Source organism: Brevundimonas sp. BR2-1 (genome assembly GCF_037626195.1).
GTDB lineage: Bacteria > Pseudomonadota > Alphaproteobacteria > Caulobacterales > Caulobacteraceae > Brevundimonas.
In genome coordinates this window covers 1,081,444-1,094,913 of record NZ_JARKMV010000001.1, presented here as the reverse complement: position 1 = coordinate 1,094,913, position 13,470 = coordinate 1,081,444, and the positions used below count along the sequence as shown (strand labels likewise).

The 13,470-nt window shown below is 70.1% G+C and carries 15 protein-coding genes and 1 pseudogene; 1 reads left to right on the top strand and 15 read right to left on the bottom strand.

Annotation, left to right across the window (positions count from 1 at the left end):
* Positions 1–35 precede the first annotated feature (35 nt).
* The gene (locus BrevBR_RS05470; protein WP_332639763.1) at positions 36–917 is read left to right on the top strand and encodes an AraC family transcriptional regulator; all 882 of its coding nucleotides are present in this window, start codon (positions 36–38) and stop codon (positions 915–917) included.
* A gap of 95 nt (positions 918–1,012) precedes the next feature.
* Here the strand turns inward: BrevBR_RS05470 and BrevBR_RS05465 are convergent, their stop codons facing one another.
* The 15 genes and pseudogenes from BrevBR_RS05465 to BrevBR_RS05395 all read right to left on the bottom strand — a co-directional run bounded on the left by BrevBR_RS05465 (position 1,013) and on the right by BrevBR_RS05395 (position 13,326).
* Positions 1,013–1,273, bottom strand: coding sequence for a hypothetical protein (locus BrevBR_RS05465; protein ID WP_332639762.1), 261 nt, complete (start codon positions 1,271–1,273; stop codon positions 1,013–1,015).
* An 84-nt stretch (positions 1,274–1,357) separates the two neighbouring features.
* Positions 1,358–2,335, bottom strand: a complete 978-nt coding sequence (glk, locus tag BrevBR_RS05460; protein WP_340000225.1) for a glucokinase — start codon at positions 2,333–2,335, stop codon at positions 1,358–1,360.
* 25 nt (positions 2,336–2,360) lie between these two features.
* A complete protein-coding gene (edd, locus tag BrevBR_RS05455; RefSeq protein ID WP_340000224.1) occupies positions 2,361–4,253 on the bottom strand; it encodes a phosphogluconate dehydratase in 1,893 nt (630 codons plus the stop codon).
* Positions 4,253–4,960, bottom strand: a complete 708-nt coding sequence (gene pgl / locus BrevBR_RS05450; RefSeq protein ID WP_340000223.1) for a 6-phosphogluconolactonase — start codon at positions 4,958–4,960, stop codon at positions 4,253–4,255. The genes edd and pgl overlap by 1 nt, the downstream gene beginning before the upstream one ends.
* A complete protein-coding gene (gene zwf / locus BrevBR_RS05445; protein ID WP_340000222.1) occupies positions 4,953–6,410 on the bottom strand; it encodes a glucose-6-phosphate dehydrogenase in 1,458 nt (485 codons plus the stop codon). Before zwf ends, pgl begins: the two co-directional genes overlap by 8 nt.
* A 14-nt stretch (positions 6,411–6,424) precedes the next feature.
* Positions 6,425–7,063: a bifunctional phosphoribosyl-AMP cyclohydrolase/phosphoribosyl-ATP diphosphatase HisIE gene (gene hisIE / locus BrevBR_RS05440; protein WP_340000221.1), complete on the bottom strand. Its 639-nt coding sequence runs from the start codon at positions 7,061–7,063 to the stop codon at positions 6,425–6,427.
* Positions 7,060–7,827: an imidazole glycerol phosphate synthase subunit HisF gene (hisF, locus tag BrevBR_RS05435; protein ID WP_340000220.1), complete on the bottom strand. Its 768-nt coding sequence runs from the start codon at positions 7,825–7,827 to the stop codon at positions 7,060–7,062. Before hisF ends, hisIE begins: the two co-directional genes overlap by 4 nt.
* Positions 7,824–8,555, bottom strand: a complete 732-nt coding sequence (gene hisA / locus BrevBR_RS05430; RefSeq protein ID WP_340000219.1) for a 1-(5-phosphoribosyl)-5-[(5-phosphoribosylamino)methylideneamino]imidazole-4-carboxamide isomerase — start codon at positions 8,553–8,555, stop codon at positions 7,824–7,826. The genes hisF and hisA overlap by 4 nt, the downstream gene beginning before the upstream one ends.
* Positions 8,552–9,154, bottom strand: a complete 603-nt coding sequence (gene hisH / locus BrevBR_RS05425; RefSeq protein ID WP_340000218.1) for an imidazole glycerol phosphate synthase subunit HisH — start codon at positions 9,152–9,154, stop codon at positions 8,552–8,554. Before hisH ends, hisA begins: the two co-directional genes overlap by 4 nt.
* Positions 9,151–9,762 carry an imidazoleglycerol-phosphate dehydratase HisB gene (gene hisB, locus BrevBR_RS05420; protein WP_340000761.1) on the bottom strand — a complete coding sequence of 204 codons (612 nt, stop codon included), beginning with the start codon at positions 9,760–9,762 and terminating at the stop codon, positions 9,151–9,153. Before hisB ends, hisH begins: the two co-directional genes overlap by 4 nt.
* Before the next feature lie 171 nt (positions 9,763–9,933).
* Positions 9,934–10,494: pseudogene (locus tag BrevBR_RS05415) on the bottom strand (aminotransferase class I/II-fold pyridoxal phosphate-dependent enzyme); the annotation flags it as partial.
* Between the two features lie 89 nt (positions 10,495–10,583).
* Complete coding sequence (hisD, locus tag BrevBR_RS05410) at positions 10,584–11,891, bottom strand: histidinol dehydrogenase (RefSeq protein WP_340000217.1); 1,308 nt, start codon at positions 11,889–11,891, stop codon at positions 10,584–10,586.
* Positions 11,891–12,772: an ATP phosphoribosyltransferase gene (gene hisG / locus BrevBR_RS05405; RefSeq protein WP_340000216.1), complete on the bottom strand. Its 882-nt coding sequence runs from the start codon at positions 12,770–12,772 to the stop codon at positions 11,891–11,893. The genes hisD and hisG overlap by 1 nt, the downstream gene beginning before the upstream one ends.
* 10 nt (positions 12,773–12,782) lie before the next feature.
* On the bottom strand, positions 12,783–13,097 hold the full coding sequence (locus tag BrevBR_RS05400) for a YerC/YecD family TrpR-related protein (RefSeq protein ID WP_332639751.1): 315 nt from the start codon (positions 13,095–13,097) through the stop codon (positions 12,783–12,785).
* 31 nt (positions 13,098–13,128) lie between these two features.
* Positions 13,129–13,326 carry a hypothetical protein gene (locus tag BrevBR_RS05395; protein ID WP_340000215.1) on the bottom strand — a complete coding sequence of 66 codons (198 nt, stop codon included), beginning with the start codon at positions 13,324–13,326 and terminating at the stop codon, positions 13,129–13,131.
* Positions 13,327–13,470 lie beyond the last annotated feature (144 nt).

Below are 13,470 nucleotides of genomic sequence, written 5' to 3'. Positions count from 1 at the left end.
GCTTCATATCGAGACCGCCACAACGGATGAGGACGATGACGGCGGCGCTCGACCAATATCATGCCCGGATGCAGAGGGTGCTGGATCATATCGACCGGCATCTGGACGGCGATCTGGACCTGGAGACGGTCAGCGGGGTCGCGGCGTTTTCCAAATTCCACTTCCACCGGCAGTTCAAGGCGACCTTCGGGGTGTCCCTGCATCGCTACGTCCAGCTGGCCCGTATGCGCCGGGCCTCGAAACAGCTGGCCGACGGACAGGGCCACAGCGTCACCGATATCGCCCTGGACGCCGGCTACGAGACGCCCGACGCCTTCGCCCGCGCCTTTCGCCAAAGGTTCCGGCAGTCGCCGTCGAGTTTCCGGAAGTCGCCCGACTGGGTTCCGTGGCTCCAGGCCTTCAGGCCTCTCAACGCAGCCAGGAGCAAGCTCATGCAGACGACCTTCAGCCCCGATCAGGTGACCATCCGCGAGGTGGCCCCGACGCGCGTGGCGATCTTCGAACACCGGGGCGATCCTGAGACGTTCGACGACACCCGCGACCGGTTCATCGCATGGCGCAAGGGCGCCGGACTTTCGCCCAGAACCAATCCGACCTTCAACATCTGGTATTCCGAAAGGCGGCCCGCCGATCCCGCCGACTACAGCATGGACCTATGCGTCGGCATCGGCGCCGACCAGCGGATCGATCCCGCGGACACGACGGTCAAGGTCGGCGAAATCCCCGGCGGACGCTGCGCTGTGCTGCGGGTGACGGGCGACACTCACAATCTGGAGCCCGCCGCCCTCTACCTGTACCGCGAATGGCTGCCGGCCAGCGGCGAGGAGATGCGCGACTTTCCGATCTACTGCCAACGCTTCTTCCTGGACGAACCGGAGCAGGGTGCGGCGGCGGAGCTGTTCCTGCCGTTGAGGTAGCGGGTCGCCCCACGGAAAACCCCCGCCGCTCGCGCGACGGGGGCTGACTCTTTCCGAAGGTCGTCGGGGGTCATGAAGGCCCCGGCGTCCGGGTCTTACTGGCCCGGGTTCGCCGTCGACGGCGAGGTGTTCGGGGTGTTGGCCGTGGTCGCGCCGCCGTCGGCGTTGCCGGCCTGCTGCTCGATCATGTCGGCTTTTTCGTTGAGGGCCGTTTCAGCGGCTTCGGTCGGAGCCGCAGCAGCTTGCTCTTCCAGGGCGTCGGCCTGGACTTCGGCGGTCTTGTCGGCCTGGCTTTCACAGGCGGCGACGCCGGCCAGGGCGAAGACGGCGGCGGAGGCGATGATCAGTTTACGCATGAGGATATCCTTCCAAAGTGGAAACCGGATAACTCTGCCGCGCCGCTTCGGTTCACGCGTCCGTGAGAAAAAGTGTCGGGAGCGCTACCTTACTCCGGCGAAGGCCACGCGGGCGGCGCCCAGCAGGGCGGCGTGTTTGTGCAGGATCACGTTCGTGGGGATCGCCGCCATATAGTCCTGGAACCGGCCCTTGCGCTCGAACCGTTCGCGGAAGGGGCTGGCCTTGAGGAAGGGCAGGATGCGCGGAGCGATGCCGCCGGCGATATAGACGCCGCCGCGCGCGCCCGTGGTCAGGGCGATGTCGCCGGCCACGGCGCCCAGGATGGCGCAGAAGCGGGCCAGGGTGGCGCCGCAGGGGCTGTTGGGGTCTTCCATCGCCTCGGTGGTGATCTGGGCCGGGTCGTCGATATGACTTTCGCGGCCGTCGATCTCGGCGAGGGCGCGGTGCATGTTCAGCAGGCCGGGGCCGCAGATCAGCCGCTCGATCGAGACGCGGTCATAGCGGCGGCGCAGGATGCGCAGGATCTCGTCCTCGATCGGGTCGCCGGGGGCGAAACAGGCGTGGCCGCCCTCCGAGGGCATGGCGATTTCGTTCCCGTGGATGTCGCGGGCCAGGGCCGAGACGCCGAAGCCGGTGCCGGGGCCGAGCACGGCGATGGCGGTGTGCGGCTCGCCTTCCGCGGGCCCGCCCAGCGAGGCCAGCATGTCGGCGGGCACGACGGGCGCGCCCCAGGCCAGCGCCTCGAAATCGTTGATCAGGCGGACGGGGTTGAGGCCCAGCGTCTGGAGTTCCGCCTCGGACACGCGCCAGGGCGAATTGGTCAGGTCGATCTCGCCGTCGGTGACCGGCCCGGCCACGGCGATGACGCCGCCGGTCGGCTTGACGTCGCAGCCGTCGATGAAGGCCTTCACCCCGCTCAGGAAGGTGGGGTAGGCCTCGGCGGGGAAGCTGTCGTGGTGTTCGAGCATCGGCTTTCCCTCGACCATATGGGCGAGGGCGAAGCGGGCGTTGGTGCCGCCGACGTCGCCGACGAGCAGGGTCTTGTCCCAGGCGATGGTCATGGAGCAGTTCTCTCCTGAGGGTGCGTCATGCGTCCACCGCGCGGTCGACGACATTGTTGTCCGGCGGCGTGTCCGCCTCGGCGGAGGCGCCGACCGGCAGCGGGAAACAGACCGAGGCGCCTTCCTCCGCGGTCGAAACCACATGGCGGAAGGCCGAGAACAGTTCCCGGCCATAGCCCCATGCCGTGCCCTCCTCGTGGGCCCGCGAGCGGGCGGCCGCGGGACGGGCGGTCAGGTCGGGCACGCCGACGGTGGTCAGCACCCCGGCGTCGGCGTCGAGCCGGATGATGTCGCCGTCGCGAACGTGCGCCAGGGGGCCGCCGGCGAGGGCCTCGGGCGACACATGGATGGCGGCGGGGGTCTTGCCGGAGGCGCCGGACATGCGGCCGTCGGTGACGAAGGCGACCTTGAAGCCCTTGTCCTGCAGCACCGACAGGGCCGGGGACAGGCTGTGCAGCTCGGGCATGCCATTGGCCCTGGGCCCCTGGAAGCGCAGGACGACCACGACATCGCGGTTCAGCCTGCCGTCCTTGAAGGCCAGGAGCGCGTCTTCCTGGGTTTCGAAGACGGCGGCGGGCGCCTCGACGATACGGTTCTCGGGCTTGACCGCCGAGACCTTGATCACGGCGCGGCCAAGGTCGCCCTGGACGAGGCGCAGGCCGCCCTCGGTGTCGAAGGGGTCCGAGGCCGGGCGCAGAATGTCCGTGTCCAGACTCTCCGTGACGCCATCCTTCCAGACCAGTTCGCCGTCGATCATGACCGGCTCCTGGAAATAGTGGTGGATGCCCTCGCCCATCACGGTCGTCACGTCGGCATGGATGTGGCCGGCGTTCGCCAGTTCGCGCGTCACGAAGGCGACGCCGCCGGCGGCCTGGAAGGCGTTCACATCGGCCGAGCCATTGGGATAGACCCGGGCCAGAAGCGGAGTGACCGAGGACAGCTGGTCCATGTCGGTCCAGTCGATCAGCACGCCCGCGGACCGGGCCATGGCGACCAGATGGATGGCGTGGTTGGTCGAGCCGCCGGTGGCCAGCAGGGCGACGATCATGTTGACGATCGACTTCTCGGAGATGACGTCGGCCATCCGGCCCTGACCGCTGCGGGCCAGTTCGACCGCGCGCTTCGCCGCCGCCGCCGTCAGGGCGTCGCGCAGCCCGGTCTCGGGATGGACGAAGGCGGTCGAGGGCAGGTGCAGGCCGCCCAGCTCCATCATCATCTGGTTGGAGTTGGCGGTGCCGTAGAAGGTGCAGGTGCCGGGCGAATGGTAGCTGCCGATCTCGCTTTCCAGAAGGGTCTGGCGGTCGACCTGGTTCTGGGCGTAGAGGGCGCGGACCCGCGCTTTTTCCGCATTCGGAATGCCCGAGGGCATGGGGCCCGCCGGGGCGAAGACGACGGGCAGGTGGCCGAAGGCCAGGGAACCCATGAACAGGCCGGGCACGATCTTGTCGCAGACGCCCAGGGCGACCACGGCGTCGAAGGCGTCATGGGTCAGGCCGACGCCGGTCGACATGGCGATGACGTCGCGGCTGAACAGGGACAGCTCCATGCCGGGGCGGCCTTGCGTGACGCCGTCGCACATGGCGGGCGTGCCGCCGGCGACCTGGGCGGTGGCGTTCACCTCGCGCACGGCGTCGCGGATGATCTGCGGGAAGCGTTCGAAAGGCTGATGCGCCGACAGCATGTCGTTGTAGGCGGTGATGACGCCGACATTGGGCTGGGTCCCCGACATGGCGTTCAGCTTGTCCTTGACCGGGGCGCCGGCGAACGCGTGGGCCCAGTTGGCGCAGGACAGTTTGGCGCGGCCAGCGCCGGAATCACGGGCGGCGTCCATGCGGCGCAGATAGTCGGCGCGGGTGGCCTTCGAGCGCTCGACGATGCGGGCGGTGACCTCGGCCACGACGGGATGGAGGGCTGGCATCAGGCTTTCTCCGTCCACAGAACGTCGAGCGGAACGTTCGCCGCGATCAGGGCGGCGATTGGCTGGACCGCCGGATCGCCGGCCGCCTCGCGCTCGAAGACGGCGCGTTTGGCGGCGCCGGTCAGGGCCAGGACGACGCGGCGGGCGCCCATCAGATAGGGCAGGTTGACAGACAGCCGCTCAAGGCTGGGCGCCGCGCCGTCGCGGCCGTGGGGCACGCCGAGAACCGTCGGCGGCAGGCTCGGGGAAAGCAGGGTCTTCAGGGTCGGACTGTTGGGGAACATGGAGCAGATATGGCCATCCTCTCCCATGCCGAGAAGGACCGCGTCGAGACGGCCCCCTTCACGCGCCAGGGCGTGGGCGGCGAGGGCGGCGGCGCGGTCGACGGTGACCTCGGAATGGTACAGGGGCACGAACCGGGCGGCGGCCGCCGCGCCTGTCATCAGCGTCTGTCTGATCAGGGCGGCGTTCGATTCGGGCGAGGTCTCGGGGACGTAGCGTTCGTCGATCAGGGTCACGGCCACCTTCGACCAGTCGAGCTTCGACTGCGCCATGCGGCGATAGATCGGGGCGGGGGTCGATCCCCCCGAGCCGGCGAAGAGGGCCTTGCCGGCATCGGCGACGGCGGCGGCCAGCGTGTCCGTCAGGCGTGCGGCGCAGGCCTCGGCCCAGCTGGAACCGTCCGCGAAGGTTTCGATCTCACGCATCGCCCGTGTTCCACTGGCGGCCGGTGCGGGAGAGCAGATACTGCGCCTCCTCGGGGCCCCAGGTCCCGGCGACATAGTCCTTCGGCTTGAACGCCGCGCCCTCCCAGGCCTCGGAGACCTCGTCGACCCATTTCCACGCCTGTTCGGCCTCGTCCCGCCGGACGAACAGGGTTGAGTCGCCATTGAGGGCGTCGAGCAGCAGCCGCTCATAGGCGATGCGGCGGCGCGGCGGTTTGGCGTCCTTGTCGTTCTGCCCCCACGACAGGGACATCTGGATCGGCTGAAGTTGCATCCGCTGGTCCAGCCCCGGCTTCTTGTTCATCACCGACAGGGAGATATCTTCCTCGGGCTGAAGCGCGATGACGAGGCGGTTGGCCTGGACCTGACCGCGGTCGTTATCGAAGATGGAATGCGGCAGCGGCTTGAACTGGATGACGATCTCGGTGCGCTTCTCGGGCAGCCGCTTTCCGGTGCGCATGAAGAAGGGCACGCCGGCCCAGCGCCAGTTGTCGATATCGGCGCGGATGGCGACGAAGGTTTCGGTGTCCGAGGCGGCGCCGCGTTCCTCGTCATAGCCTTTCGCGGGTTTGCCCTCGACGGTTCCGGCGACGTACTGGCCGCGCACGGTGACGCGTTCGGCCTCCTCGTGCGTGACCGGACGAAGCGAGCGCAGAACCTTGACCTTCTCGTTGCGCACCGAGTCCGGATCGAGGTCCGAAGGCGGCTCCATGGCCACGAGGCAGAGCAGCTGGAGCATGTGGTTCTGGAGCATGTCGCGCAACGCTCCGTACTCGTCGTAATAGGGCCAGCGGTCGCCGACGCCGACGGTCTCTCCCACGGTGATCTGGACGTGGTCGATCGACAGGTTGTTCCACAGCGGTTCGAAGATGGTGTTGCCGAACCGTAGGGCGATCAGGTTCTGGACCGTCTCCTTGCCGAGGTAGTGGTCGATGCGGAACACCTGCTGTTCCGAGAAGGCGTCGGCGACGGCGTCGTCGATCTCGCGGAAGGTTTCGAGGTCGCGCCCGACCGGTTTTTCCAGCACCACCCGGTCGTCGGCCTCGGCCAGGCCTGCGGCGCGCATGGCCGTGACGATGCGGGCGTAGAGCGAGGGCGAGACCGCCAGGAAGCTGGTGCAGGCGCCGTCGCCGACCTTGTCCTTGAGCGGCTTCAGGCTTTCGGCGCTGGTGGCGTCGACGGCCAGATAGTCGAGGCGGGCCTCCATCCGGCTCCAGGCCTCATCGGACCAGGCGTCGTCCGCCCTGGCCTTGCCCTCGACCGAGGCGCGGACCTTGGCGACGTATTCGTCGCGGCTCTCGTCGGAGCGGGCGGCGCCGATGATCTTCAGACCGTCGGGCAGCAGCCCGTCGTGCTCAAGAAAATAGAGCGAGGGCAGAAGCATCCGCATGGCGAGGTCGCCGCCCCCGCCGAACAGCACCAGGGCCGCCATGCGCTCTCCTTCGTTCAGGTCCCGGCTGGACCGGGCTTTTGTCTGGCCGCTTCCGACCGCTGAGCCAAGACGTCGAGGACATCCTGAAACACCATGTTACGGGCCCGCAGCAAGACCAGCAGGTGATAGACCAAATCCGCGGCTTCGGATGCGAGTTCCGTATCGGGACCCGCGGCGCCGGCCAGGGCGGTCTCGACGCCCTCCTCGCCGACCTTCTGCGCGGCGCGCCTGGGGCCTTCGGACAGCAGGCGGGCGGTCCAGCTCCCGGCGGGGTCGGCAGCGACGCGGGCGGCGATGGTCGCCTCCAGACGTGCGATGCGGCCGAGACCCGGCGCATCCTCGTCACCGAAACAGCTGATGCGATCCAGATGGCAGGCGTTTCCGACGGGGCGGACCTTGAGGACGAGGGCGTCGCCGTCGCAGTCGGGGGTTATCGAAACGACGTGGAGCCGGTCGCCCGAGGTCTCGCCCTTGCGCCAGCGCCCGCCGCGCGAGCGGGAGAAGAAGGTGGCCTCGTTGGAGGCGAGGGTCTCGTCGAGGGCGGCGCGGTCCATATAGGCCAGCGTCAGCACCTGCAGGGTGGCGACGTCCTGGACGACGACGGGGATCAGGCCGCCGGACTTGTCGAAATCGAGGGTGGAGGGATCGATCACAGTCTCATCTCCTGCCCGGCGTCCGACAGGAACGCCTTGAGATCGGGAATGGCCAGGGTCCCGGTGTGGAAGACGCTGGCCGCCAGGGCGCCCGAGACGTCCGCCTGTTCGAAGACGTCGAGGAAGTGCGAGGCCGCGCCGGCGCCGCCGGATGCGACCAGCGGGATCGTCAGCCGCGCGCGGGCGGCGGACAGCTGGGCGATGTCGTAGCCGCGGCGGACGCCGTCCTCGTCCATGCAGTTGAGGACGATCTCGCCGGCGCCGAGGTTCTGGGCGTCGACGATCCAGTCCATGGTGCGGCGCCCCGCGCCGCGGCTGACGTCGGGGTCGCCCGTGTACTGGTGGACCAGCCAGTCGTCGCCGGAGCGTCTGGAATCGACGCCGACGACGACGCATTGGGAACCGAGGCGGTCCGCCATCTCGCCGATCAGTTCGGGGCGCTCGAGGGCGGGGGAGTTGATCGACACCTTGTCGGCGCCGTGGTCGAGGCAGCGGGCGGCCTGATCCACCGAGCGGATGCCGCCGGCGACGCTGAACGGGATGTCCAGCAGGCGGGCGATGTCGCGGACCCAGCCGTAGTCCAGGGTGCGGCCCTCGGGGCTGGCGGTGATGTCGTAGAAGACCAGTTCGTCGGCGCCCTGATCGCGATACCGGGCGGCCAGTTCGGAGGCGTCGCCCATGTCCGCGTGATCCCGAAAGCGGATGCCCTTGACCACGCGTCCGTCCCTGACGTCGAGGCAGGGGATGATGCGGCGCGCCGTCATGCGGTCACCGCCAGGGCCTCGGCCACGGTGAAGCGGTTCTCATAGATCGCCCGGCCGACGATAACGCCGTCGCAGCCGGCGTCGCGGGCGGCGGTCAGGTCGGACAGCTGCGACACGCCGCCGGACGCCTGGACCCGTAGATCCGGACGGCGGTCGGCGATCTCGCTCAACAGGTCGATATTGGGTCCGGTCATGGCGCCGTCGCGGCCGACATCGGTGACCAGCAGGTGGCGCGCGAGGCCCGGCGGATAGCGGTCCAGCGCAGCCCACAGATCGACCTCGGCCGCCTCGGTCCAGCCCTTGAGGGCGGGAATCCAGCGGTCGCCGTCGGCCTTGACGTCGATGGCCAGGGTGATGCGGTCGGGGCCGAACCGGGCCAGCCAGTCGGCGACGGCCCATGGCTGGGAGACCGCCAGAGAGCCCACCACGACCCGGGCGACGCCTGCGTCGAGCAGGGCCTGAACGTCGTCTGCGGAGCGGACGCCGCCGCCCGACTGGATGCGGATGTCGATCGCCGCCGCCAGTTCGCCGATCAGGGCATGCTGCATGGCGCGGCCGGCCTCAGCTCCGTCGAGGTCGACGATATGGGCCCAGGCCGCCCCGTCCGCGGCGAAGGCGGCGAGGCGGGCGGCGGGCTGGTCGTCGTAGCGTGTCACCGCGTCGAACTGGCCGTGCATCAGCCGTACGCAGCCCCCCTGACGCAGGTCGATGGCGGGGTAGACGATCACGCAGGGAGCTCCAGGAAGTTTTTCAGGATGTGAGCGCCGGCGGCCGCCGACCGTTCCGGGTGGAACTGGCAACCCCAGCGGTTGCCGGCGCGGACGACCGCGGGCACCGGCCCGCCGTAGTCGGCGCGGGCGAGGGTCGCGGGACCGTCGGGACAGACGAAGCCATGCACGAAATAGGCCCAGGCGCCGTCCGGAACGCCTTTCAGCAGCGGGTCGGCCCTCACCTGGGACAGGCGGGACCAGCCCATGTGCGGGACAGGCAGGGCCGGTCCGGGCGAAAGGGCGCGGACGCGGCCGGGGATCAGGCCGAGCATCTCCGTCCCGCCGCCCTCATCGCTGGTTTCGAACAGCAGTTGCTGCCCAAGGCAGACGCCGAGGAGGGGGCGCCGGAAGGCCCGGATCGGCTCGATCAACCGCAAGTCGCGCAGTCGGGCCATGGCCCAGGCGGCGGCCCCGACGCCCGGCAGGATCAGCCGCTCGGCCTCTGCGACCTCGCCGGGATCGGCGGTCAGGCGCACGAAGGCGCCGAGCCGCTCCAGGGCGAACTGGACCGAGGCGACATTGCCGGCGCCGTAGGCGAGGACGGTTACCTCGCTCACAGCACGCCCTTGGTCGAGGGCACGGCGTCGCCCTCGATGCGGATGGCCTGACGCAGGGCCCGGCCGAGGGCCTTGTAGACGGCCTCGGTCTTGTGATGGTCATCGTCGCCGGTGACCGAGACGTGCACCGCGGCGCCCATGGCCTCGGCCAGAGACCGGAAGACGTGGGCGGTCAGGTCGGTGCGGTAGTCGCCGATGAAGGGCGTGGAGAAGGTTCCTTCAAACACCGGATACGGCCGGCCCGACAGGTCGATGGAAACGGTGGCGTTGGCCTCGTCCATGGGCAGGGTGAAGCCGTAGCGGGCGATGCCCTTGCGATCGCCCAGCGCCTGTTTCAGCGCCTGGCCGAGGGCGATGGCGGAGTCCTCGATGGTGTGGTGCGGGTCGGTGTGCAGGTCGCCCTCGCAGGCGAGACGCAGCGAGAAGCCGCCGTGGGTCGCGACCTGCTCCAGCATGTGGTCGAAGAAGCCGACGCCGGTGGCGATGGAGACCGGGCCCGCGGCGTCAAGATCGACGGCGCAGACGATGCGGGTCTCCTTCGTGTCGCGGACGGACTGGCCCGTGCGATGGGGACGGCCCGGCCCGGCGCCGAGACCGAGCGCGGCCAGCAACCGGTCATTGGTTCCGGCGCTGGCGGATACGGGAAGGCGGACGCGTTCGCCGGCGCGCTCGGAGGGCACGCCCAGCCGGGCCAGCGACGCGATGACGGCGTCCGGGTCGGAAGGGCGCGCCATGATGACGGGGCCGAAGCCGGGTTCGACGGCCATCTCGCGGCCCAGCGCCTTGACCAGCCGTTCGCGTTCACGCCGGACGGAGGCGAGGCGTTCGGCGCTCTCCATCATCCGCGACGGATCGAGCGCCTGAAGGGCGAGACGAACCGACACCTCCGGCAGGGCCCACGGCTCCAGCACGGAGGCGAGTCGGGCGATCGTCGCGGGCCGGGCGAGGGCCGCGCCGACGCGGGCTCCGGCCAGACCCCAGGCCAGCGACAGGCTGCGCAGGACGATCAGATTGGCGTGGTCGCCGAGGATGGTCGCGGCGGAGGGCGTGTCGGCGAATTCGGCCAGACCCTCATCGACGACCAGCAGGCCGGGAGCGACGCGTTCCGCCATCTCGGCGACTGCTTCCGGCGAGCCGAGCGCGCGCAGGATGACGGCGGCGACCGGGGCGTCCGCGGGCGGCGTGGCGTAGAGGGCTGCGAGGGTGCGGTACGGCTCCGCGTCCGGCGCCTCGACGGCCTGACCGTCGCGGGCGGCGAGGCGGAAGACCAGCTCCAGCCCGTGGGTCAGGCCGCGCACGGGCAGGACGCCGTCGGCGGGAACGCCATAGACCTCCGCCATGCGGGCGGCGAGGGCGCGGGGCTCGGCCGGGTAGCGATCGAGGCCCTCGCCGCCTGCGACCAGGGGAGCGAAGGGGGCGGGCAGGTTGTTCATTCGCCCGTCCTCAGATCGGCGGCGCGGGCGTGGGCCTCGAGGCCTTCCAGCCGGGCGAGGCGGGCGGCGATGGGGGCCAGTTCCGCGGCTCCGGCCTCGGTGACGCTCTGGACCGACATGGAGGTCATGAAGCCGGCGGTGGTCAGGCCGCCGAGCGTTCGCGCCGCGCCGTCGGTGGGCAGGACGTGGCTGGGGCCGGCGGCGTAGTCGCCCAGGGTCTCGGCCGCGAAGGCCCCGAGGAAGACGGCGCCGGCGGCGGTGATCTTCGCCACCCGGTCGTCGGCGTCCCCGGTCTGGAGCGCGAGGTGTTCGGGGGCGTAGGCGTTGGCGACGGCGCAGGCCGTGTCGAGGTCGGCCACGCGGATGGCGCGGCCCTCGGCGAGGGAGGCGCGGGCGATGTCGGCGCGGGGCAGGGAGGGCAGCTGTTCCTCAACCTCGGCGAGGATTTCGTCGATCATCCGTTCGCTGTCGCAGACCAGCAGAACCTGCGCGTCGGCGTCGTGTTCGGCCTGGCTGAGCAGGTCGGCGGCGGCCAGCACCGGATCGGCGCGGCGATCGGCGATGACCAGCAGTTCGGACGGACCGGCGGGCATGTCGACGGCGGGACCGCCGGGACGGGCGGCGGCCTGTTTCTTGGCCTCGGCCACCCAGGCGTTGCCGGGGCCGAACAGCTTGTCGCAGGGTTCGATGATCCCGTCTTCCAGCTCGGCGCCGAAGGTCAGGGCGGCGATGGCCTGGGCCCCGCCGATGAGCCAGAGCGCGTCGAGTCCGGCCTCGGCGGCGGCGTAGATCATCGCGGGATGGGGCTCGCCCGACCTCGACGGCGGGGTGACGGCGACGCGGCGGCCGACGCCCGCGACAGCGGCGGGAATGGCCATCATCAGCAGGGACGAGAACAGGGGCGCCGAGCCGCCGGGGACATAGAGGCCGGCCGACTGCAGCGGCCGGCAGACCAGACGGGAGCGGACGCCGGGGGTGATCTCGACCCAGTCCGTGTCCTCGGGCCGGGTGGCCTCGTGGAAGATGCGCACATTCTCGGCGGCGATGCGGATGGAGCGGGTGTCGGCCGGGCGCAGCCCGTCACGGGCGGCCGCGACGACCTCGGGGGTGAGAGCGAGGCGGCGGGGCGGGGCGCCGTCCAGCCTGACGCTCCAGTCGGTCACGGCGGCGCCTCCACGCGCGGCCACGTCCTCGAGGATGTCGCGCACCGTATCGGCGACGCGGGCTTCCGTACGCTGACGCGGGCGGGCGAGGGCGGCGGCGCGGCCGGCGGGGTCCAGCGCGCTCCAGTCGAAGCGTTTCATCACATCATCTTCTCGATGGGGAGAACCAGGATGGCCGAGGCGCCGGCGGCCTTGAGCCGTTCCAGCGTCTCCCAGAAGACGGCTTCCTGACAGACGGCGTGCACGGCCACCGCGTCGTCGCGGCCCGACAGCGGCATGACGGTCGGAGCGCCAGCGCCGGGCAGGATGGCGGTGATCTCTTCCAGCGCCGAGCGGGGCGCGTTCAGCATCACATATTTGGCGCCTTGGGAGGAGACGACGCCGGCCATGCGTTCGATGACGCTGTCCAGCAGGTGCTGCAGGCCAGGCTCGGGCGCGACCGGCGACCTGATCAGCACGGCCTGACTCTCGAGCACCGTTTCCCGGGCGCCCAGACCGTTGGCCTCAAGCGTCGCCCCGGTCGAGACAAGGTCGCAGATGGCGGAGGCCAGCTTCAGCCGCGGGGCCACCTCGACGGCGCCGCGCATGGTGACGATGTCGGCCTGGACGCCCTGCGCATCGAGCCAGCGGCGCAGGATCTTCGGATAGGAGGTGGCGATGCGCAGGCCCGCCAGCGAGGCGGGGCCGTCGTAGGTCAGGGTCGGAGGCGCGGCGATCTTCAGCGTGCAGCGGCCAAAGCCGAGGGGCATCAGCACCTCGGCGACGGGCCCGCCGTTGCGCACCTCCTCCAGCACGTTCTCGCCGACGATGCCCAGGTCGCAGACGCCGTCGGCGACGAAGGTCGGGATGTCGTCGTCACGCACGCGCAGCAGATCGATGGGGTAGTTCTCGACCCGGTACAGCAGATCGTTGGCGCCCTTGACGACGCGCAGGCCCGCATCGCGAACGAGGTCGAGGCTGCGTTCGGACAGGCGGCCGGATTTCTGCACGGCGATGCGCAGCCGGCCCTGGACGGTACTCATGGTTTTCTACTCAGGATTTGATGCGGTCGAGGACGAGGCGATAGCCCTGATGCGGCATCTCCCTGAGGAACCGCGCGACACGAACGACAGTGGTTGGGCTGGCGTCGGCCTCGACAGCGATCTCGCGATAGGATTTGCCGCCGGCGTCGAGCAGGCGCGCGACCGCCCAGCGTTCGGCGAAGGCGCGAAGTTCGGACGGGGTGCAGAGATCAGCCAGAAACGCGTCCAGCTCTTCGCGCGTGCGCAGCGACAGGATCGCGTCATAGAGCGCGATGCGATCGTCCGCGGCCCTGTCGAGGACCTTCCGGGAGACGGGATTGACCATGACGTTCCACTAAGCTGTAACGCTGGAACAGTCAAGCGCCGGGGCTGATCTCCGACGAATCCTCTTCGGCCGTGGGACCGTCCGGGGTCTGGGCATGCAACTGATCGATCAGGCGGGCGCGGTGTTTGGCTCCGGCGGCGCGGGCGGAGGCCGCCTGCCATTTCAGCGCCTCGGCCGCAGCCTCCATCTCCTGGTCGGAGAAGGAGGGAGACTCGGGAGGGATCTTCATGGGGACTGAACTGAACGACTGCCCGATCAGTGTCGGGTACCGGTCATAACCCGGGCGCGCCCGACGGGTTTCTCGAAGAGTCGGGGTTTTCGGGCGGGTGTGTTTCCCCTACCTCACCCTCGGCGGCTGCGGCCGTCCGGAAAA